General features: G+C 69.9%; 18 protein-coding genes. 6 read left to right on the top strand and 12 right to left on the bottom strand.

Annotation, left to right across the window (positions count from 1 at the left end; all coding sequences use genetic code 11):
- Nucleotides 1-65 precede the first annotated feature (65 nt).
- The 4 genes from ACNPQM_RS22990 to ACNPQM_RS22975 all read right to left on the bottom strand — a co-directional run bounded on the left by ACNPQM_RS22990 (nt 66) and on the right by ACNPQM_RS22975 (nt 4,227).
- Complete coding sequence (locus ACNPQM_RS22990; protein ID WP_418085538.1) at nt 66-1,337, bottom strand: hypothetical protein; 1,272 nt, start codon at nt 1,335-1,337, stop codon at nt 66-68.
- Nucleotides 1,327-1,893, bottom strand: coding sequence for a DUF6114 domain-containing protein (locus ACNPQM_RS22985; RefSeq protein ID WP_418085537.1), 567 nt, complete (start codon nt 1,891-1,893; stop codon nt 1,327-1,329). The genes ACNPQM_RS22990 and ACNPQM_RS22985 overlap by 11 nt, the downstream gene beginning before the upstream one ends.
- 97 nt (nt 1,894-1,990) lie before the next feature.
- Nucleotides 1,991-2,644 carry a DUF6230 family protein gene (locus tag ACNPQM_RS22980; protein WP_418085536.1) on the bottom strand — a complete coding sequence of 218 codons (654 nt, stop codon included), beginning with the start codon at nt 2,642-2,644 and terminating at the stop codon, nt 1,991-1,993.
- Between the two features lie 602 nt (nt 2,645-3,246).
- The gene (locus tag ACNPQM_RS22975) at nt 3,247-4,227 is read right to left on the bottom strand and encodes a tetratricopeptide repeat protein (protein WP_358857455.1); all 981 of its coding nucleotides are present in this window, start codon (nt 4,225-4,227) and stop codon (nt 3,247-3,249) included.
- Nucleotides 4,228-4,545: 318 nt separating this feature from the next.
- Here ACNPQM_RS22975 and ACNPQM_RS22970 point away from each other — a divergent pair, with 318 nt between their 5' ends.
- The gene (locus tag ACNPQM_RS22970) at nt 4,546-5,175 is read left to right on the top strand and encodes a TetR/AcrR family transcriptional regulator (RefSeq protein WP_418085535.1); all 630 of its coding nucleotides are present in this window, start codon (nt 4,546-4,548) and stop codon (nt 5,173-5,175) included.
- A 15-nt stretch (nt 5,176-5,190) separates the two neighbouring features.
- Here ACNPQM_RS22970 and ACNPQM_RS22965 read toward each other — a convergent pair whose 3' ends face one another.
- The 4 genes from ACNPQM_RS22965 to ACNPQM_RS22950 all read right to left on the bottom strand — a co-directional run bounded on the left by ACNPQM_RS22965 (nt 5,191) and on the right by ACNPQM_RS22950 (nt 9,164).
- Nucleotides 5,191-6,891, bottom strand: coding sequence for an acyl-CoA mutase large subunit family protein (locus ACNPQM_RS22965; RefSeq protein ID WP_358857453.1), 1,701 nt, complete (start codon nt 6,889-6,891; stop codon nt 5,191-5,193).
- A 75-nt stretch (nt 6,892-6,966) separates the two neighbouring features.
- Complete coding sequence (locus ACNPQM_RS22960; protein WP_418085534.1) at nt 6,967-7,299, bottom strand: DUF3817 domain-containing protein; 333 nt, start codon at nt 7,297-7,299, stop codon at nt 6,967-6,969.
- Between the two features lie 58 nt (nt 7,300-7,357).
- Nucleotides 7,358-7,867, bottom strand: a complete 510-nt coding sequence (locus ACNPQM_RS22955) for a MarR family winged helix-turn-helix transcriptional regulator (protein WP_418085533.1) — start codon at nt 7,865-7,867, stop codon at nt 7,358-7,360.
- Nucleotides 7,868-7,877: 10 nt separating this feature from the next.
- A complete protein-coding gene (locus ACNPQM_RS22950; RefSeq protein ID WP_358857450.1) occupies nt 7,878-9,164 on the bottom strand; it encodes an MFS transporter in 1,287 nt (428 codons plus the stop codon).
- 74 nt (nt 9,165-9,238) lie between these two features.
- On the opposite strand from ACNPQM_RS22950, the gene ACNPQM_RS22945 reads away from it, so the two are divergent.
- On the top strand, nt 9,239-10,237 hold the full coding sequence (locus tag ACNPQM_RS22945) for a DUF5937 family protein (protein WP_418085532.1): 999 nt from the start codon (nt 9,239-9,241) through the stop codon (nt 10,235-10,237).
- Nucleotides 10,238-10,289: 52 nt separating this feature from the next.
- On the opposite strand, the gene ACNPQM_RS22940 is transcribed toward ACNPQM_RS22945, so the two are convergent.
- Together ACNPQM_RS22940 and ACNPQM_RS22935 are read right to left on the bottom strand one after the other, a co-directional pair.
- Nucleotides 10,290-10,583 carry an MTH1187 family thiamine-binding protein gene (locus tag ACNPQM_RS22940; RefSeq protein ID WP_358857448.1) on the bottom strand — a complete coding sequence of 98 codons (294 nt, stop codon included), beginning with the start codon at nt 10,581-10,583 and terminating at the stop codon, nt 10,290-10,292.
- The gene (locus ACNPQM_RS22935) at nt 10,580-10,930 is read right to left on the bottom strand and encodes a DUF3817 domain-containing protein (protein ID WP_358857447.1); all 351 of its coding nucleotides are present in this window, start codon (nt 10,928-10,930) and stop codon (nt 10,580-10,582) included. Before ACNPQM_RS22935 ends, ACNPQM_RS22940 begins: the two co-directional genes overlap by 4 nt.
- A 210-nt stretch (nt 10,931-11,140) precedes the next feature.
- Between ACNPQM_RS22935 and ACNPQM_RS22930 the strand changes: the two genes are divergently transcribed.
- The 4 genes from ACNPQM_RS22930 (at nt 11,141) to ACNPQM_RS22915 (ending at nt 13,814) form a co-directional block, all read left to right on the top strand.
- Nucleotides 11,141-11,773, top strand: coding sequence for an AIM24 family protein (locus ACNPQM_RS22930; protein WP_358857516.1), 633 nt, complete (start codon nt 11,141-11,143; stop codon nt 11,771-11,773).
- Nucleotides 11,773-12,423 carry an AIM24 family protein gene (locus tag ACNPQM_RS22925; protein ID WP_418085531.1) on the top strand — a complete coding sequence of 217 codons (651 nt, stop codon included), beginning with the start codon at nt 11,773-11,775 and terminating at the stop codon, nt 12,421-12,423. The genes ACNPQM_RS22930 and ACNPQM_RS22925 overlap by 1 nt, the downstream gene beginning before the upstream one ends.
- Nucleotides 12,420-13,187, top strand: a complete 768-nt coding sequence (locus ACNPQM_RS22920; protein WP_358857445.1) for an AIM24 family protein — start codon at nt 12,420-12,422, stop codon at nt 13,185-13,187. The genes ACNPQM_RS22925 and ACNPQM_RS22920 overlap by 4 nt, the downstream gene beginning before the upstream one ends.
- Before the next feature lie 150 nt (nt 13,188-13,337).
- Nucleotides 13,338-13,814, top strand: a complete 477-nt coding sequence (locus tag ACNPQM_RS22915) for a MarR family winged helix-turn-helix transcriptional regulator (protein WP_358857444.1) — start codon at nt 13,338-13,340, stop codon at nt 13,812-13,814.
- Between the two features lie 454 nt (nt 13,815-14,268).
- Here ACNPQM_RS22915 and ACNPQM_RS22910 read toward each other — a convergent pair whose 3' ends face one another.
- Together ACNPQM_RS22910 and ACNPQM_RS22905 are read right to left on the bottom strand one after the other, a co-directional pair.
- Nucleotides 14,269-16,494, bottom strand: coding sequence for a protein kinase domain-containing protein (locus tag ACNPQM_RS22910; protein ID WP_418085530.1), 2,226 nt, complete (start codon nt 16,492-16,494; stop codon nt 14,269-14,271).
- Between the two features lie 13 nt (nt 16,495-16,507).
- Nucleotides 16,508-19,018, bottom strand: a complete 2,511-nt coding sequence (locus ACNPQM_RS22905; RefSeq protein WP_418085529.1) for a protein kinase domain-containing protein — start codon at nt 19,016-19,018, stop codon at nt 16,508-16,510.
- Nucleotides 19,019-19,120 lie beyond the last annotated feature (102 nt).

Raw genomic sequence — 19,120 nt, 5'->3', positions numbered from 1 at the left:
CCCCCTTCGAAGGGGGTGCGGCCACAGCCTTGTGCGGCTCCCTGACGGGCCCTTGAGTCACTTCATCAACTGGTGCCGCCGGTGAAGTAGTTGTGCAGCCCGGGCACCGTGAGCGTGCCGCCGAACTGGCCGGCCTGAGTGACCTTCACGTGGGTGAAGAACGCGAACGGCACGTTCAGCGGCGGCGGGGTCTGAGGGCTGAACGTGATCGGGATGAGGCCGAAGAGGTTGCCCTTCAGCTCCTCCGTGTACATCGTCACCGTGCCGTTGCGGATGGTGGACGTCGAGCCCTTCCGCGCCTGGACGTGGCCGGTGGTGCCGCCCGGACCCTCGGTCAGCTGGTGCAGGTCCTTGATGTCGATGGACGACGCGGTGAACTTCAGCACCTTCTTCGTGCTGCCGTCGCCCTTCTCCACCTCGACGATGCCCTTGTAGTCGAGCCCGTTCAGGGTGAGAAGCGAACTCTCCAGGATCCACGGCTGGTTCGGCAGCCTGGGGATGCCCTGCTCCAGGTCCGCCGCGGCCAGCGCCTTGGGGTCGGCGGTGGGGCACGGGAACGGCTGCTTGGCGCCGTCCGGGATGTCGTCGTCCTTCTTGGGGTCGAGTCCCTTGGCGCTCTCGTCGAGCTCCTTGACCGGCGTACCCGCCTTGTCGGCCGCTTCGCGGATGGCGTCGGCGGTCTTGCCGGCCGTCTCCTTCGCCGCGTCCGTCACCTTGACCACGGGCTTCTCGGTGGCCTCGCTCGTCTCGGAGACCGAGGGCTCCGGGGACGCGGTGGTGGCGCTCGGGGACGGACTCGCCGTCACCTGGTCCGGTCCGCCGACGAGGTCCTTGAGTGCGTCGCCCAGGCCCAGCGGATCGAGCGGGTTGTCCGTAGCCGTGGGTGACGGCGAGGTGCTCGGCGTTGCGGCGGGCGCCACGCGCTGCTGGTCCGCCGCTCCGTTCGCCGACGGGGTCGCCGACGGCTTCGGCGTCGCCTCGGCGCTCTGGTCCGCACCGCCGTCGGCGGCACCGGTGGACGCACTGGCGGACGGGGACGGCGCCTTCGTCTCCGACGCGGACGCCGAGGGCTCCGGAGACTGGCTCGGCTCGTCCGAACGTGTCACACAGGGGCCCGGCGCGAACGGAATGTCCGTCGCGTCGTCGGCCAGCGCGAGCTTGGGGGTGAGTCCCATCCCGACGAAGACGGCCGTCGGCATCGCGGCGAGAACGAACGCCTTGCCCGCGGGTATGTGAAGCTTCGTCAGCAGCGACTTTCTGGGGGCCGCGTGACGCGGTCCGCTTCTCGTCGGGAGGTCCTCACCGGCCGAGTTCAGCTGCGTCTCGTCACTCCCCACGGTGCCTCCCGCCCTCGACCTCTGCTGTCGTGTCGTACTGCTGCGGCTGCTGGGGCACCGATGCCGCGCTCTGGAACTCGGGCTCGGGCTCCTGTGTACCGGACCCGGCGTCCTTGAACACCTCGCTCTGAGCACCGCCATGTGCGGCGGCCGGCTTCGGCTCGCCCGGGGCCCAGGAGATGGAGAGCGCTCCACCGAGCAGGGAGAACAGGAAACCGATCAGGAATCCGCCGATGTTGGCGACCGGTATGGAGATCAGCGCCAGCAGGATCGCGGCGACTCCGGCGAACACTCTCACGATGTGGTGGAACCACATCGTGAGGCCCAGCGTGATCAGCAGGACCCCAATGATCAGCGATCCCGCACCGGCGGTTGTGGACATCGCCAGCGTGACGTTGCCGAGATGCATGTTGGCGTACGGGAAGTACGCGATGGGTAGACCACCCACCATGGTGAACAGGCCCGCCCAGAACGGCCGGTTACCCCGCCAGGTGCGGAATCCCCGCCGGAAGACGCGGAGGTAGTGCTCGTTCTGCCCTGTGGACTCGGGGCTCATGGAAAACAGCTCCCTGGAACCGGTACTGCTGTGAGAAGAGAAGGGGCGGGCGGCCGGAGGTCCGTGGCGGGCACCCCGGCCACCCTGGGCAAGCGCCCTAGTAGCAGGGCTTGTCGCCGGACTTCAGCCGCAGGCTCAGGTTGCTGAGCTTGAAGGTGCCGGCGGTGGTCGCCCACGCCGTCTGCTGCACGTTGGTCAGCTTGGCTTCCTCGGCACGCTGCGCGAAACCGTTCGGGTTCGCCTGGGTGCGAGGCTGGATGCCTATCGAATCAGGGTTGTTCGGGTTCCTGAGGGAACCCGCAGCAACACCGATGTCGATGCTCTTGAACTCGGCGTCCGCGTTGAGCTCGGCGATGTCCAGGTACAGATTGGTCGCCTCGACCGGCTTCTCCGGGTTCGTACCCGCCGACAGCCGCAGCGTGACGGTGCCAAGACCGAACGGAAGGTTCGGAGTGACCACCGACTGGCACATGTTGGTGATCTTGGCGTCGCTGAAGCCGGACACGGCCACGGCGTGTGCCCCGTCCTTGCCCTGAGGATCCGTGCCGGTGGCCACGCTGCCGTACTGCACGAAGTTGTGGCCGACGAGACTGTCCGCGGTCACCTTGAAGCTCTGGCCGGACACGCTGAACGACGCGGCGAGGGCGCCCTGGGCGAGACCGATGCCCACCGCGGCGGTCGCCGCCACGCTCGGCACCATGACCAGAGCGAAACGCTTCCATCTGGTGCCGCCACGAACTTGGGAACTCATATTTTTCTTCCTCCTTCTCGGACGTACATCTCCGGTCCGGGCCTGGGCCCGTCCTGGGATGGGAGAAGTGCTACGTCCTCGGGAAGGAGAGCGCCCGCGCACGGAGGCAGGAACCGCGTCCGAATCACCGGCGATCACCCCCGAGCGACAACCACTGGCCGCGCGTTCGCGCAACCTGTTCGGACAGGCCCTGCCAGACGGCAGGAACCCCCCTGTCCGCGGTCGGCGCCACTGCCGCCGACCCACTCGGTGGGGACCCGAATCGGCCGCCGCACCGACTGGCGGTCGGGCTGGCGTCGTCGGACCGAGCGTGGCCGATCGTGGTGCATTAGCGCCCGCGGCACAAGGGGGTTCGTTACTCGCTAGTAACGGCCCGATAACCAAGGCGCGACAGGGCGGCGCCGCCCGGCCACACAGGGTGGCGCCTCTCGCGAGGAGGAAAGGGAGAATTGGGGTCCTTAAGCGGACAGAATCCCACGCACGATTTACTGGCAGTAACAGTCCGTGCTTTTATCAAGATTTGGTAAAGCGAGGGCGTTTGTTGTCGCCAGATCACGAAAACGGCCGTGACGCCCCCGGGACGCCACGGCCGCGTTGTCACATCAGAACAAGACGCGCGCCAGCGCCGTACGGGCCGCGACGACACGCGGATCGTCGGGGCCGATGACCTCGAAAAGCTCCAGCAGCCGCAGCCGCGCCGCGTCCCGGTCCTCACCGAAATTCCGGCGCACGGTCTCGACGAGGCGCCCGAAGGCATCCTCGACATGACCGCCGACCAGATCCAGATCGGCGGCGGCGATCTGCGCCGCCACATCGGCCGGCTTCTCAGCGGCGTCGTTGCGGACCTGCTGCGGGTCCATGTCCCGCACCCGGCCCAGCAGTTCGGCCTGGGCGAGGCCGAGCTTGGCCTCGGTGTTGGCCGGGTCGTCGGCAAGCACGTTCTTGTACGCCTGGACGGCGCCGCCGAAGTCATTGGCGTCCAGCGCCCGTACCGCCGCTTCGAGCAGTGCGTCATACGGTCCCGCGGGCACCTCGGCCGGAGCCTGTCCGGCGCCCTCCGGACCGGCGGCCTCCTGGTCGACCGCGATCCCGGTGAGCCCGAACCGCTCCTCGCCGACCTGGATCAGCTGGTCCAGCGTCTGCCGGATCTGGGTCTCGGGAGCCGCGCCCTGGAAGAGCGGGAGGGCCTGCCCGGCAACGACGGCGAAGACCGCCGGGATGCCCTGGATGCCGAACTGCTGCATCAGCATCTGATTGGCGTCGACATCGACCTTGGCCAGCACGAAGCGGCCGTTGTACTCGTGGGCCAGGCGCTCCAGGAGGGGGCCCAGTTGCTTGCACGGCTCGCACCACTCGGCCCAGAAGTCGATGACGACGGGGACCTCGACGGAGCGCTGGAGGACATCGCGCTCGAAGCCCGCCTCATCGACATCGATCACCAGGGAGGACGGGGGGACGGCGCCGCCGCCACCCTGCCGGGCGGCCTCGGCACGGGCCTGCTCCGCCTTCACCTTGGCCTCGCCGGCCGCCTTCACTGCGGCGAGGTCGACGACGCCGCTCATGGACATGTTCCTAGGCTGCATACGTACATCCTCCCCCCTCGGCACACTGTTCCGGAAAGCGATCCGGGAACCGCAGCCGTCCGTGGTACCCGCCGGTGTGCGGGACGCGCGGACCTCCGCGGTCCCATGACCCTCGAAGGGCCTGTTCTCGGCGCCGGGTCCCCACCCGGCACATATGGCTGTCGTTCGCTCGTGGCGTGACGACGGCCTGACCGTCGTCCTTACGCTACGACCCGTAGCGTAACTGTCCCGCACCCCTCGCGCACAGGAGTGTCCAGTGATCTCTCTCACGGCAAACGCGACCGGCCGGTTCTCCTTACTGACGGGTATGGTCACGGCATGCTGAGCCACGGCCACCCCAAACCCGCGCGAACGGGACGACCGCGCAGCGCCGCGGCCGATGAGGCGATCCTGGAGGCCTGCCGCGCGTCCCTGGTCGCCCTCGGCTGGTCGAAGCTGACGATGGGCGATGTGGCGACACGGGCCGGGGTCGCCAAGACGACGCTCTACCGGCGCTGGGCAGGCAAGAACGAACTGGTCGTGGACGCCGTCGCGGCCCTCTTCGACGAGCTGGAACTGCCGGACCTGGGCAGCCTGTCGGCAGATGTGCAGAACGTGGTGCTGCAGTTCGCGGCGCTGCTGGACCGCCCGGAGACCAGGGCGGCGCTGATGGCCGTGGTCGCCGAGTCGACCCGTGACGACGCGCTGCGGGCCCGGATCCGCGATTCGATCGTGGACCGGCAGAAGCGGCTCGTACTGCTGGGACGGCAACGGGCGCAGCAGCGCGGCGAGCTGCCCGTCGAACCGGACGAGGCATCGGCGGCCTCGACCGCCGACCTGATCTTCGATGTGATCGCCGGTGCGGTCGTGCACCGGACGCTGGTGAGCGCCGAGCCCGTCGACGAGGACTGGGCCCGGCGCTTCACCGTTCTGCTGCTTGCGGGGCTGGGCGCGGCAGCCGCCACATAGGAGGCCGTAAGACCCTCAGAAGCCGGGCGGCTCGGTGTACGTGCCCCACTCGTCCCGCAGGACCCCGCAGATCTCACCGAGCGTCGCCTCGGCCCTGACGGCGTCCAGCATCGGTCCGATCATGTTCGAGCCGTCGCGGGCGGCGGCCAGCATCGCGTCCAGTGAGGCGCGGACGCGGGCGTCGTCGCGGGCGGCCTTGCGGACGGCGAGCTCGCGGACCTGCTCGCGCTCGACCTCGTGGCTGACCCGCAGGATCTCCAGATCGCCGGTGACCGAGCCGTGGTGGACGTTGACGCCGACGACGCGCTTGTCCCCCTTCTCCAGCGCCTGCTGGTACCGGAACGCGGACTCGGCGATCTCGCCGGTGAACCAGCCGTCCTCGATGCCGCGCAGGATGCCGGAGGTCATGGGCCCGATGGGGTGCTGACCGTCCGGGTGCGCCCTGGTGCCGCGCTCCTTGATCTGGTCGAAGATCTTCTCGGCGTCGGCCTCGATCCGGTCGGTCAGCTGCTCGACGTACCACGAACCGCCCAGCGGGTCGGCGACGTTGGCGACGCCGGTCTCCTCCATCAGCACCTGCTGGGTGCGCAGGGCGATCTCAGCCGCCTGCTCGGACGGGAGCGCGAGGGTCTCGTCGAGGGCGTTGGTGTGCAGCGAGTTGGTGCCGCCGAGGACGGCGGAGAGCGCCTCGACCGCGGTCCGTACGACGTTGTTGTACGGCTGCTGGGCGGTCAAGGAGACCCCGGCGGTCTGGGTGTGGAAGCGGAGCCACTGCGCCTTGTCGGTCTTCGCGCCGTACACCTCCTTCATCCAGCGGGCCCAGATCCGGCGGGCGGCACGGAACTTGGCGATCTCCTCGAAGAAGTCGAGGTGCGCATCGAAGAAGAAGGAGAGACCGGGGGCGAAGGTGTCGACGTCGAGGCCCCGGGAGAGGCCGAGCTCCACGTAGCCGAAGCCGTCGGCGAGGGTGTAGGCGAGCTCCTGCGCGGCCGTCGCCCCGGCCTCGCGGATGTGGTAGCCGGAGACCGAGAGCGGCTTGTACGCGGGGATGTCGCGCGCGCAGTGCTCCATCAGGTCGCCGATGAGGCGCAGATGGGGTTCGGGCTGGAAGAGCCACTCCTTCTGCGCGATGTACTCCTTGAAGATGTCGGTCTGGAGCGTGCCGTTGAGCACCCCCGGGTCGACGCCCTGGCGCTCGGCGGCGACCAGGTACATGCAGAAGACGGGGACGGCGGGTCCGCTGATCGTCATGGATGTCGTGACGTCGCCGAGCGGGATGTCCTTGAAGAGGACCTCCATGTCGGCGGCGGAGTCGATGGCGACACCGCAGTGCCCGACCTCGCCGAGCGAGCGCGGGTCGTCGGAGTCGCGGCCCATCAGCGTCGGCATGTCGAAGGCGACGCTGAGCCCGCCGCCGCCCGCGGCGAGGATCATCTTGTACCGCTCATTGGTCTGCTCGGCGTTGCCGAAGCCGGCGAACTGGCGGATGGTCCAGGTGCGGCCGCGGTAGCCGGTCGGGTAGAGACCCCGGGTGAAGGGGTATTCACCGGGCCAGCCGATCCGCTCGAACCCCTCGTACGTGTCCCCGGGACGGGGCCCGTACGCGGGCTCCACCGGGTCCCCGGAGAGCGTGGTGAAGTCCGCGTCACGCTTGCGGGCCTTGTCGTAACGGGCCTGCCAGCGTCGGCGGCCTTCCTCGATCGCGTCAGCGTCCATGGACCCCAATTTACTAGGACGTCCTAGTAAATGTCGATGACAAACCGCCCGGTGCTTCGCACGGGGCGGTTCGGGTCAGACTTTGGCTGTCACCGGGGAGCCGTCCGCGATCAGCGGCTCGATCTCCTGGACGACCTTGCGCTCGACGAAGAACGCGGCCGTCGGGATCGTGCCGGAGACCAGCACCCAGAGGAGCTTGCCGAGCGGCATCTTCGCCTTGGAGCCCAGGTCGAAGGCGAAGATCAGGTAGATGATGTACAGCACACCGTGGATCTGGGAGACGACGAGCGTCAGCCCCGCACCGGTGTGGAAGCCGTATTTGAAGACCATGCAGGTGCAGAGCACCAGCAACATGACGGCGGTGACGTAGGCCATCACCCGGTACCGGGTCAGCACACTGCGTTTCATGACGTCGAGCGTAACCGGGCGCCGGGGGCGATCTTGCAGCGGGCCGGGGCGCGCGGCGCTACTTCTCCTCGAAGTCCTCGGCCGCGATCCGCAGTGGGCGCAGCAGTGCGAAGATCTCCGCGCACTCCTCGGCGTCGTACGCCCCGAGCCCGAACTCCATGTCCACCAGGTCCCGGGTGGCCGCCTCGACGACCTCTCGGCCCTTGTCGGTGATCGAGGCGAGGGTGCCCCGGCCGTCGTTCGGGTTGGGACGCTTGTCGACCAGACCGGACCTGACCAGCCGGTCCACGGTGTTCGTGACCGAGGTGGGGTGAACCATCAGCCGCTCGCCGATCTTGGACATCGGCAGCTCACCGGCCTTGGAGAAGGTGAGCAGCACCAGCGCCTCGTACCGCGCGAAGGTCAGTCCGTACGGTTTGACGACCGCGTCGACCTCGGCGAGCAGGATCTGCTGCGCACGCATGATCGAGGTGATCGCCGCCATCGAGGGGACAGGGCCCCAGCGCTGCTGCCAGAGTTCGTCGGCGCGGGCGATGGGGTCGAACGAAAGACTGAGCGGCTTCGGCACGGGATCGACCTTACCCACTGGTCATATGCCGTTCAGCCCCGTCTCGAAGTTCGGTCCGAGGACTGTGCACGGGTTCCGTGGTCCTGACCTCGCGGACGAGGACGAGCGTGCACACCGTACCGATCACAGCGGCCCCGGCGACCGCCTGATGTACGGGGACGAATTCGGCGGCGAGCCCGGCGAGGGCCATGCCGATGCCCTGGACCGTCATCAGCCCGGCGGTGAGCAGGGTCATGGCCCGGCCCCGCAGCTGCTCCGGAACGGCGTCGACGAACCACTGGTCGAGGCCGATGACGTACGCCGCCCCCACCCCGGCCAGCACGAGCGCGACGACGCTCAGCACCATGCCGGGACGGAACCCGTACAGCACGAGGGGCAGCAGTCCCGCGGCGGCGACCGGCAGCACGATCCTGGAGCGCAGGCGCGGGCTCAGCGCCGCGCCCACGTACAGCTCGGCACCGATGTGACCGACCGGCATCGCGCACATGAGGAGTCCGAGCGCGGCTGGGCCGGCACCGATCTCGTCCGCGTACGGTGCGGCAAGCGCCTCCGGTGCCACAACGAACATCGCCGGCAGCCAGAAAAGCAGCATCAGCGCGCGGATCCTGCGGTCGGCGAGGACGGTACGTGCTCCGGCGAGCGAGTCCTTGAGCAGGGCGCCGCCTCCGTCACGGCCGCTCCGGGCGGGTCGGTTGCGGGTGCCGAAGCGGAGCAGCGCCGCCGAGCCGAGGAAGGTCCCGACGGTGATCGTGATCGCCCCGCGCGCGGACACCGCGGCGAGCAGCACACCGCCCACCCCGAAGCCGATCAGCAGCGCGCTCTGCGAGACGATCCGCAGCAGAGAGCGGCCCAGCACATAGAGATCGCCCTCGCCGAGGATGTCGGTGAGCGCGGCCATACGCGTCCCGGTGAAGACGGGCGACACGGAGGCGACGAGACAGCGCAGCGCGAGGAGCCCGCCGACGGGGGTGCCGGGCAGCACCATGACGGCGACACAGCCGGCGCAGATCAGATCGCAGGTGACCAGGACCCGGCGGGCGGGGTAGCGGTCGGCGACCCCGGCGAGGAGCGTGCCGCCGACGAGATACGGAAGGAAGCCGAGCGCGAAGGTGAGGGCGCTGAGCAGGGGCGAGCCCGTGAGGTCGTAGACGAGGACGGTGAGCGCGATCTCGCTGACGACGACGCCGAGAAGGGAGAGCATGTGTGCGGCGAAGACGGCACGGAACTCCCGTACGGCGAAGACGGCGCGGTAGCCGCGGGGGGCGCCGGGGTCCGGGGCGGGGCTGTTGTTCGGCATGGACGCAGCGTGGAGGAGCGTGGCCCGCACTCCATAAACTTTCGGCTGACACCGAATCTTCGCGAGGTGCGCCGATGCCGTTCCATCTGCATTTCGACGAGAGCGATCTGCTGCGCTGCAGGTTCGCGCTCTCCCCGCTCTGGGAGACGCAACAGGCGGTACGCACCCTCCTGCGCCCTGGGAACCACGGCTACCACGAGCCGTGGCTGCGGCGCATCCGGAGCGCCGCCGGGGGGCTGGACCTCGGGCCGCTGTGGTCGTTGATGCCGGAGAGCGGGCACAATCCGGACTTTCTCAGCCCGCCACCGCTCGGGCCCTACGCCTCGTTCGAGGAGGAGATCGCCGGGGTACGCGCCCTCGACCCCGGTCTCGTCCGTGAGGATCTGGCGCTGACCCTCGCGGGTGTGCCGGGGGCGCTGGACTCCCCCGCCGGACGGGCGATGCTCGACGACCCCGCCCGCGCGCAACGGGAGCTGTCCGCGCTTCTGGAACAGGCGTGGCGGGTCCTGGTCGAACCGGACTGGCCGCGGCTGCGCGCGTTGCTGGAGGCGGACATCGCGTACCACTCGCGCCGGCTCGCGGCGGTCGGCTTCGCGCGGCTGCTCGGCGAGTTGAGTCCCCAGCTGAGCTGGGCGGACTCGACGCTCACGCTCATCGGGATGCGGGGCCGGCACTCCCGGGTACTCGGTGGGCAGGGTCTCGTCCTGATGCCGAGCGTCTTCGCCTGGCCGGATGTGGTCAGCGGGTACGAGCCGCCCTACCAGCCCGCGGTGATCTATCCGGCACGCGGGATCGGTGGCCTGTGGACGGAACCCGCCGACCGTACGCCGCAGACGCTCGCTCGGCTGCTCGGGCGGACGCGGGCCGATCTCCTGTGCATGCTCGACGAACCGGCGGGGACGAGCACCCTCGCCCTCCGGCTCGGCCTCGCGCCGTCCTCCGTGTCGGAACATCTGTCGGTGCTGCGGGCGGCAGGGCTGCTGACCTCGCAGCGGTACGGGCACCAGGTGCTGTACGAGCGGACGCCGCTCGGGATCGCGCTGGCGGTGGAGCCCGAAACGCGCCCCGGGTGACGGAGACCCCCCTCGCCGTGCGGCGCGGGGGGTCTCCTGGGGCGTGGAGGCGTCAGCCGGCGAGGTACCGCTCGACCGTCTCGACCTTGGAGATCAGACCGTCGGTGACACCGGGCCGGATATCGGCCTTAAGTACGAGGGAGACACGTCCGGCGCGGGCCTCGACGGCCGCGACGGCGCGCTTGACGACGTCCATGACCTCGTCCCACTCACCCTCGATGGAGGTGAACATGGCGTCCGTGCGGTTGGGCAGCCCCGACTCGCGGACGACCCGGACGGCGTCGGCGACGTACTCGCCGACGTCCTCGCCGACCCCCAGCGGGCTGACGGAGAAGGCGACGATCATGCGCTGACCACGCCTTCCCGGCGGGCGCGGGCGGCGATGACCCCGTCGGCCTCGTAGCGCTTGAGGATCTTGTCGCCGTACAGCCCGCCGAACGGCAGCAGCGCCAGCAGGAAGAAGAACGCGACGCGCTTGAACGGCCACTTGGCCTTGGACCAGACGTCGAGCAGCAGAACGGCGTAGATCACGAAGAGCACGCCGTGCAGGATGCCGAGCGGCATCATCAGGAAGTCGATGTCCGAGACGCGGCTGAGGATCGAGCCAAAGATGATCAGCGCCGGAAAGGAGAGCGCCTCGGGGATCGAGATGAGGCGCAGCCGGTGCAGGGCGGTAGCGGTCTTGATGTCCACGAGGGCACCTTCGGTGGGAGGGTCGTCACAGCTTGTGAATGCAGGCACAAGCGTGTCCCATTGTGGCATCGGCCCCCACCGGGCCCGGGGGCGGGGGCCGGTTGACACTCCGGGGAACGTATCGGCGCAAATCAGGGTCGACTCAGGGTCCGGATAGGCCCGCAGACCCTGTCGGGCCCAGGCCCCTGCCGCTACGGTCACCGAGTGGCAATGTTCCGACTCCAAGGCAGCAAGACGCTCGCCGTCGATCTGACCGGCGACGCCGTCAAGGCGAAGAACGGCTCGATGGTCGCGTACGACGGCCGGATGGCGTTCAAGAAGATGACCGGCGGCGGTGAGGGCATCCGCGGCATGGTGACCCGCAGGCTGACCGGCGAGCAGATGACCGTGATGGAGGTGAGCGGGCAGGGCACCTGCTACTTCGCCGACCGCGCGAGCGAGATCAACCTCGTCTCGCTGCGCGGCGAGAAGCTCTACGTGGAGGCGAGCAACCTGCTCTGCGTCGATGCCGGGCTGCGCACCGGCACCACCTTCACCGGACTGCGCGGCGGGGCGACCGGCAACGGCCTGTTCACCACCACCGTCGAGGGCACCGGCCAGGCGGCGATCATGTCGGACGGTTCGGCCGTGGTGCTGCGGGTGACCGCCCAGTACCCGTTGTCCGTCGATCCCGGCGCGTACATCGCCCACCAGGGCAATCTGCAGCAGCACTTCCAGTCCGGGGTCACCTTCCGGACGCTGATGGGCGAGGGTTCGGGCGAGTCGTTCCAGATCAGATTCGAGGGCGAGGGACTCGTCTACGTGCAGCCGAGCGAGCGGAACACCATCGGGGGCGATGTCTGATGCCGTTCCGTGAGATCAACTCGAAGATGGTCGAGGCGACGGTGGTCCCCGGCCAGAAGATGTTCAGCCAGCGCGGCGCGATGCTCGCGTACCGCGGCGAGGTGTCGTTCACCCCGAACATCCAGGGCGGCCAAGGCGGCGTGATGTCGATGATCGGCCGTCGGCTGGCCAATGAGGCGACGCCGCTGATGACCGTCGAAGGCAACGGCACGGTGATGTTCGGCCACGGCGGCCATCACATCCAGGTCATCAACCTGGCCGGCGACACCCTGTACGTGGAGGCCGACCGGCTGCTCGCCTTCGACGGGACGCTGCAGCAGGGCACGATGTTCATGGGGTCGCAGGGCGGGGTCATGGGCATGGTGCGCGGCCAGGTGACCGGACAGGGCCTGTTCACCACGACGCTGAAGGGCCATGGTGCGGTCGCGGTGATGGCTCACGGCGGGGTGATCGAGCTGCCCATCACGCCGGGCCGCGAGGTGCATGTGGACCCGCAGGCCTACGTCGCCCACCACGGCGACGTACGCAACAAGCTCTCCACCGCGCTCAGCTGGCGCGACATGGTGGGGCGCGGCTCCGGCGAGGCGTTCCAGCTGGAGCTGAGCGGCAGTGGCGCGGTGTACGTCCAGGCGTCGGAGGAGAAGCTGTGAGCACGCCCGTGATCTTTGACCCGATGACGCTGCCGTCGGACGACAACGTCAACGCGTACACCTTCTGTGTGGAGCTCAAGGGGAGCCAGTGGTTCCTGCAGAAGGGCAAGATGATCGCCTACTACGGGCGGATCGAGTTCGACGGCATCGGCCACGGACGCTTCGAACGGCTGATCCGGACGAGCTTCCACTCGCCGCTCCACGCGAGCGACTGGGTGGTGGCCGAGGGCAGCGGCAAGATGCTGCTCGCCGACCGGGCCTTCGACGTCAACTCGTACGACCTGGACGACGGGAACCTGACGATCCGGTCCGGCAACCTTCTCGCGTACCAGCCGACACTGGCACTCAAGCAGTCGATCGTGCCGGGCTTCCTGACCTTGATCGGCACGGGCAAGTTCGTGGCCGCGTCCAACGGCCCGGTGGTCTTCATGGAACCGCCGCTGCGGGTCGATCCGCAGGCCTTGGTGGGCTGGGCGGACTGCCCCTCGCCGTGCCACCACTACGACCACGGCTACATGACGGGCGTGATGGGCGGTCTCCGGTCGCTGACCGGGATCGGCGGGACCTCGGGCGAGGAGCACCAGTTCGAGTTCGTCGGCGCGGGCACGGTGCTACTCCAGTCGACCGAGGTCCTGATGGCGGAGCAGCCGACGGGGGCGACGCCGCAGCAGGCAGGGGTCCCGGGTGGCGGTGCGGGTCAACCTGGCGCCAACCCCCGTCTGCCCGGCCAGCTGGGGGACCTCCAGCGTCGCTTCGGATTGTGAACGGTAGTCTGCAGAGTGTGACGTCGAACGCCTGCGCCCGGCGCCGGCGCCGGTTCCGGAGCCGTTTCCGGAACCGGCGCCCCGGGCCGGTTCCGGGCGTTGCACCACTTTACTTCGTCCGGCTTTCAACTTCTTAGGTAGAATCCACATATGGAGACCGAGACGGCCACCCAGTGGCTGAGCGACGCGGAGCAGTGCGCCTGGCGCACCCACCTGGACGTCAGCAGGCTGCTGATGCACCAGCTGGAGAAGGACCTCCAGCCGTTCGGCCTGACCAACAACGACTACGAGATCCTGGTGAACCTCTCGGAGTCGGAAGACCAGCGCATGCGGATGAGCGACCTGGCCACGGCCACACTGCAGTCCAAGAGCAGGCTCTCGCACCAGATCACCCGCATGGAGACGGCGGGGCTGGTCCGCCGGGAGAACTGCGAATCCGACCGGCGCGGTCTGTACGCGGTGCTCACGGAGACGGGCGCGGAGACGATGCAGAAGGTCGCGCCGCACCATGTCGCATCCGTACGCAAGCACTTCATGGACCTTTTGACGCCGGAGGCACTGGCGGACCTGCACGCGGCGCTGACGCCGGTCGCGGAGCACCTGCGGGGGCGGCGGGGCAAGCCGTAGCGCGCCCTGGGCGTGCGCGTGCGGGGCGCGGCGTCGCACGGGGTGGGCCCTGTCCTCGTCCACCTCGATCTAGTGCCCCTCCCGGCAAGCTTTGCCCCGTCGCGCCGCCCAGCACGCCCTCCCCCAAGGCCTTAAGGGCCAGGGGGGACCCCCTTCCGCGTTGGCCATAAGCCCTGGTAGCTCCGCTACAAGGACTTCCGGCCGCCTTGCGACCGCACGCACTGGACGACGCTCCTCACGGGGCAAACATTGCCGGTCACGGCACTAGCTGGACGACACCGTCGGCCGGAGCGGCGCGCTGCACCGGGAGGTCGACATCACGGGCAGGACGGCAACCGTAACGAGCTGAACGTGGACGCGAAAACCGCCGCGGTCACCGCGGACCGCCCGGACGACGGCCGCCACGGCGACGACGACTGACCCGGCGCTTCTCCCGGTCTGCGCCCCCTGTCGCTCAGGGGGCGTATCCCGACAGGACCGTGCCGTCCTTGAAGGTGAGAAACACGAGGTCCCCGACGGCGAGCAGATCCGGCACGCCCGGTCCGCCGTCGGGCCACCCGGTGTACGACTTGACGTTCGCCGACTCGCCGTCGGCCAGGCCGAAGGCACCCACTCCGGTGCGCGTGGCAATCAGCACCTGAGAACCCGCAAGGGACGGTTCGCCACCCAACTCGCTGAGGTTCTCGTACGTCGTCCATTTCCGCTGTCCGTCGGTCAGCCCGTAGGCGTACGCGTGGTCGTTGTCGGAGACCACCACGGTGTCGTCGCCGACCAGGGCCGGCGGGTGGGCGGGCGTGATCTCTTCGGCGAGTGTGCGGGTCTGCCCGGGCCGGGTCACATCGTCCATGACGAGCAGCCCGGTCGCTCCCCGGCAGACCAGCCGCCGGCCTCTCAGTACCGGCACCCGGCAGGGGAAGTCGGCGGCCGTGAGCCGCTGTTCCACGGTCCCCTTCACCCCGTCGATGATCCGGGTGTCGTTGCCCACCACGACCAGCCGTCCGTCGTCGGCGAGGAGACTGAACCGCGGGTCGGCAAAGTCCCTGCTCCACAACTCGCCGCGGTCGCCGGTCAGCCGGCGGGCGATCAGTTTGCCCGTTCCGCCGCCGCCGGCCCGGGCGACGTAGTACAGAGTGTCGCCGTCCTGGACGGCACCTGCGCCCACGGCGCCGTCGGGCAGCGCCGAGCGCCACAACTCCCGGCCGTCCGTGATCCGGTAGGCGACCAGCGCCTGGCCGACAAAGGTGTACACCGTCCCGGAGGCGAACCCGGCCACGGCCGAACCGGTTGCCCCCGTCCGCCCCTTCGGGGCCTGCCAGCGCCTGGTTCCGTCGGACGCGTCGAGTGCGGTGACACCCTTGCTGCCCGCGCACAGCAGCGTCGACTCGGCGAAGCTGCACCCGCCTTCGACCCCGTCGACCGTGGACTTCCACGCCTTCCAGTCGGCGGGCCGGACGGAGGGATCGGTGGCAGCCTCGCCGAAGTCACCGGTACGGCCGCCGTCGGCCCGCGGAATCGCCCGTACCGTGCTGCGCGCGGCCGCCGGGGACGGGCCGGCCGTGGGACCGGTGGCACCCGAACCGCCCCCGGTGCCCTTGTCCGGCGGGAAGAGACCGGGCCACAGCACATAACCGAGGAGCAGACACGCCGTCACCGCAACGGCCGCCAGCGCCACCGGGAGCGCCCTGCGGCGACGGCCGCGCCCCGGGGCGGTCCCGGAGAGGGGCACCGGTGTCGGCGGCCGGTCAGGGACCGGGGGCAGGACGGCCGTGGGCGGGGCCGCGGCGAGGCAGTCCCGGGCCGCCTGCTCGTATCCGGCCAGCTGCTCCCGCACCCCTCCTGTCCAAGGGAAGGACGAGGTCGGCGGCTGCCCGTGGAGCAGCAGTCCGGCCAGCTCCCCCGGAGTCGGGCGGTCCTCGGGGCGCGCATGCAGGCACTGGGCGATCAGTTCACGCAACTGCGCCGGTACACCGGAGAGTTCGGCCTCGCCCTGGGCGATCCGGAAAATCACCGCTGCCATGTCCGAGTCGTCGAAGGGCCCCCGTCCACTGGCCGCGAAGGCGAGCACCGCCCCCAGACAGAACACGTCCGAGGCGGGCACGAGTGCCCGGGAGCCGTTGACGTGCTCCGGCGAGATGTAGCCGGGGCTGCCGACCACGACGCCGGTCCGGGTGAGCTGGGTGGCGTCGAAGGCCTGGGCGATCCCGAAGTCGATCACCTTCGGCCCGTCCGGGCCGAGCAGGACATTGCCGGGCTTGAGGTCACGGTGAAGGACACGCACGGCATGCATGTCGGCGAGGGCGCGGGCCAGGTCGGCGCCCATGGCCCGGACCACCGGCTCGGGCAGCGGGCCGCCGCGGGTGACGGCCTCGGCAAGTGAGGGCCCGGGGACATACTCCGTGGCCAGCCAGGGCGGCCGCCCCGACGCGTCGCCGCCGACGAGCGTCGCGGTGTACGCGCTGCGTACCGCGCCGGCCGCGTCGATCTCCCGGCGGAACCTGGTCCGGAAACCGTCGTCGAGGTCGAGATCGGCGCGCATCGTCTTCAGCGCGACGAGGCGGCCTTCCGGCGCGCCGCTCTGCCGGGCCAGATACACCTCGCCCATGCCGCCCGCGCCGAGCAGCCCGAGCAGCCGGTACGGGCCGATGTGCCGGAGCGGTCCGGCGGGGAGCGGTTCGATCACCGGTGACGCATCCTCATTCCGGCAGCGGCACGGAGAGTGCCGTGCCGCTGTCGAAGAACACATGCACGACCCCGCCGGCCGGCACGACATACGGGGGAAGGAGGTCGAGAGCGTACGAGTAGCCGCCTCGCGCCAGGTCGTGGGACGGTGGGGCGGACGGGCCGGGAGCCCCCTTGAGCGCGGTACGGCGCAACTTCCCGGGTGTTCCGTCCTTGTCCAGCTTCACCGAGTAGAGCGTGGACGTGTCCGCCCACACCACCGTGCCCGCATCGATCAGCGGGCTGGAAACCGGGTTGAGGCGCCCGCCGGAGAACGTCTCGGTGACCGGATACCGGCCCAGGGTCCGGCCGCTGTCCAGACTCACCAGCACGATCTCCGGCCGGATGCCTGCCGGGTCCGGCAGGTCCATGTTCCTCCCACCACGGCGGAAGGCGATCACCCGTCCGTCGACCGCACCTGCCTTCAGGGACATGACGACCTTCGGGTCCACCGTCTGCCGGCCGGCGTCGGCGAGCGACGGAGTCCTGAGGCGGTGGACGATGAGGCTGTAGGCGTAGTCGTTCCCTCTCCGTTCGGAGGTGAAGGTGGAGCAGTAGAGGAAGGAGCCCTGCACGCGGGCGTCCTCGCATTCCTCCGCCCCTGTCCTGCTGGCGTCCGCCTGGCCGAGCACCTTGCCGTCCTTGGCCCGGAACGCCTTGATGCCGTCGTGGCCCAGCGCGTAGAGCACGCCCTTGGCCGTGGCGAGCGGCCAGTAGTTGCGTGCTTCGGCCTTCGAAATGTCCTTCGGGGCGAGGGGCGCGGCCCACTTGCGGTCGCCGGTCTTCATGTCGAAGGCAGCCAGTTGGGACCCGTACGGCATGGTGGTCGTCGAGGCGAAGACGAGTCCGTCGGAGACAATCGGCCTGCTCTCGATGGTGTGTGCTCCGCCCGCGCGCTGCTGCCAGCGGGTTTCACCGGTGGCCGCGTCCACCGCGAGAAGCCGGTCACCGCTCGCCATGAACACCGTGTCCCCGTACACGGTCGGACGGCTGGAGCCGGACGGCATGAAGAACTGTCCGGTGGGACTGACTCCGGCCCCGGCCGCCTCCTCCTGGGTGTCGAGACTCCACAGCTTCCGGCCGTCCACCGCGGACAGTGCCTGATAGGCACCGGCGGTGTCGCGGCAGACCGCGACCGTGCCGTTGGCCGCGCAGCCGAAGGGCCCTCTGCTGCCGGTCGAGGACTTCCAGGGCTTCCAAGTCTTCGGGCGGACCTCCCGGCCGTACGGAACAGTTCCGGAACCGTCCGGGCCGCCCTCGTCGTCCACCCCGGTGACCATCACTGTGTTCCGCGCCGGACTGCCGCCCGGGGATGCGGTGTTGTTGTCACCGTTACGGTCCCGAAGGGCCAGGAGTCCGCCGGTCACCGCGCCCCCGATGACGAGCAGGGCCAGGGACACCATCAGGGCGCGGCGGCTGCGCCGGGGTCGTTCCGGCCGGGCAAGGCCGGGGCCCTGGGTCTCCACCATGTGCAGACCCGGCGCGAAGTCGGTTCCTTGCGTGGGTAATTGAGCAACGGGGGTGCGACTGCCCGTGGCCGCCTCGGTCGGCGTGTAGCCGGGCAGCAGCGGTCCGTCGAGGGCGCGGACCCGGGCCAGTTCCCTGCCGTACTCGGCGATGTGCTGCCGCACCGGCTCGGGCCACTGCCGCGCCGCACCGGGGGCGAGCCGCTCGGCGAGTCCGGCGGCGGTGGGGCGGTCGGCGGGGTCGGCGGCCAGGCAGTCGGCGAGTACGGCGCGCAGCGCGTCCGGTACGCCTTCGAGATCGGCCTCGACGTACTTGACCCGGTAGAGCACGGCGGCGACCGGCCCGTCGCCGAAGGGATCGCGGCCGGTGGCGGCGAAGCAGAGCACCGATGCGAGACAGAAGATGTCGGAGGCGAAGGTGACGCGCCCGCTGCCCGCCACGTGTTCCGGGGACATGAAGGCGGGGCTGCCGACCATCCGGCCGGTGGTGGTCAGCGGGGTGGCGTTGCCGTCCCGCGCGATCCCGAAGTCGATGACCCGCGGACCGTCCTCGGCGAGCATCACATTGCCGGGCTTCACGTCCCGGTGCACGACCCCGGCCGCATGGACGGCCGCGAGCGCGCGGGCGAGCCCGGCGCCGAGCATCCGCACCTCGCCCTCGTCCATCGCGCCGGCCCGGCGGACCGCGGCGGACAGGGTCGGCCCGGCCACGTATCCGGTGGCCAGCCAGGGCACTTCGCAGTCCGCGTCCCCGTCGAGCAGCGGAGCGAGGAAGGGGCTGGTGACGGATCGGGCGACCGCGATCTCGCGGCGGAAACGACGACGGAAGCCGGGGTCCTGCGCCACATCACGGCGCACCGTCTTGAGGGCGACGGGATCCCGGCCGTCGCCCGGGTCTCCGAGGAAGACCTCTCCCATGCCGCCCGCGCCGAGCCGGGCCCGAATCTCGTACGGTCCGATCCGTCTGGGCGAGTCCTCACGCAGCGGCCCCAGCATGTGTCGCGTCCCCCCGGTGTGCATGACACGTGTGGTACGTCATCCTGCCATGCGCCGGTCACGGCCCGCGCAGGGCAGCGGTGCGGACGATTCGCCTGAACAGCTGACCGGACCGGGCGGGTGAGG

The sequence above is a fragment of the Streptomyces sp. NPDC056231 genome (genome assembly GCF_048270745.1).
Classification (GTDB): domain Bacteria; phylum Actinomycetota; class Actinomycetes; order Streptomycetales; family Streptomycetaceae; genus Streptomyces.
Note: the sequence above shows the minus strand (reverse complement) of the source record. Positions and strands in the feature narration are given on the sequence as shown.

What these genes read in the sequence shown, in the direction of transcription:
- ACNPQM_RS22985 (WP_418085537.1), bottom strand. Translation starts at nt 1,893, where the DNA reads ATGAGCCCCGAGTCCACAGGGCAGAACGAGCACTACCTCCGCGTCTTC.
- ACNPQM_RS22950 (WP_358857450.1), bottom strand. Translation starts at nt 9,164, where the DNA reads ATGCCGAACAACAGCCCCGCCCCGGACCCCGGCGCCCCCCGCGGCTAC.
- ACNPQM_RS22965 (WP_358857453.1), bottom strand. Translation starts at nt 6,891, where the DNA reads ATGGACGCTGACGCGATCGAGGAAGGCCGCCGACGCTGGCAGGCCCGT.
- ACNPQM_RS22925 (WP_418085531.1), top strand. Translation starts at nt 11,773, where the DNA reads ATGCCGTTCCGTGAGATCAACTCGAAGATGGTCGAGGCGACGGTGGTC.
- ACNPQM_RS22905 (WP_418085529.1), bottom strand. Translation starts at nt 19,018, where the DNA reads ATGCACACCGGGGGGACGCGACACATGCTGGGGCCGCTGCGTGAGGAC.
- ACNPQM_RS22930 (WP_358857516.1), top strand. Translation starts at nt 11,141, where the DNA reads ATGTTCCGACTCCAAGGCAGCAAGACGCTCGCCGTCGATCTGACCGGC.
- ACNPQM_RS22970 (WP_418085535.1), top strand. Translation starts at nt 4,546, where the DNA reads ATGCTGAGCCACGGCCACCCCAAACCCGCGCGAACGGGACGACCGCGC.
- ACNPQM_RS22915 (WP_358857444.1), top strand. Translation starts at nt 13,338, where the DNA reads ATGGAGACCGAGACGGCCACCCAGTGGCTGAGCGACGCGGAGCAGTGC.
- ACNPQM_RS22940 (WP_358857448.1), bottom strand. Translation starts at nt 10,583, where the DNA reads ATGATCGTCGCCTTCTCCGTCAGCCCGCTGGGGGTCGGCGAGGACGTC.
- ACNPQM_RS22960 (WP_418085534.1), bottom strand. Translation starts at nt 7,299, where the DNA reads ATGAAACGCAGTGTGCTGACCCGGTACCGGGTGATGGCCTACGTCACC.
- ACNPQM_RS22945 (WP_418085532.1), top strand. Translation starts at nt 9,239, where the DNA reads ATGCCGTTCCATCTGCATTTCGACGAGAGCGATCTGCTGCGCTGCAGG.
- ACNPQM_RS22980 (WP_418085536.1), bottom strand. Translation starts at nt 2,644, where the DNA reads ATGAGTTCCCAAGTTCGTGGCGGCACCAGATGGAAGCGTTTCGCTCTG.
- ACNPQM_RS22975 (WP_358857455.1), bottom strand. Translation starts at nt 4,227, where the DNA reads ATGCAGCCTAGGAACATGTCCATGAGCGGCGTCGTCGACCTCGCCGCA.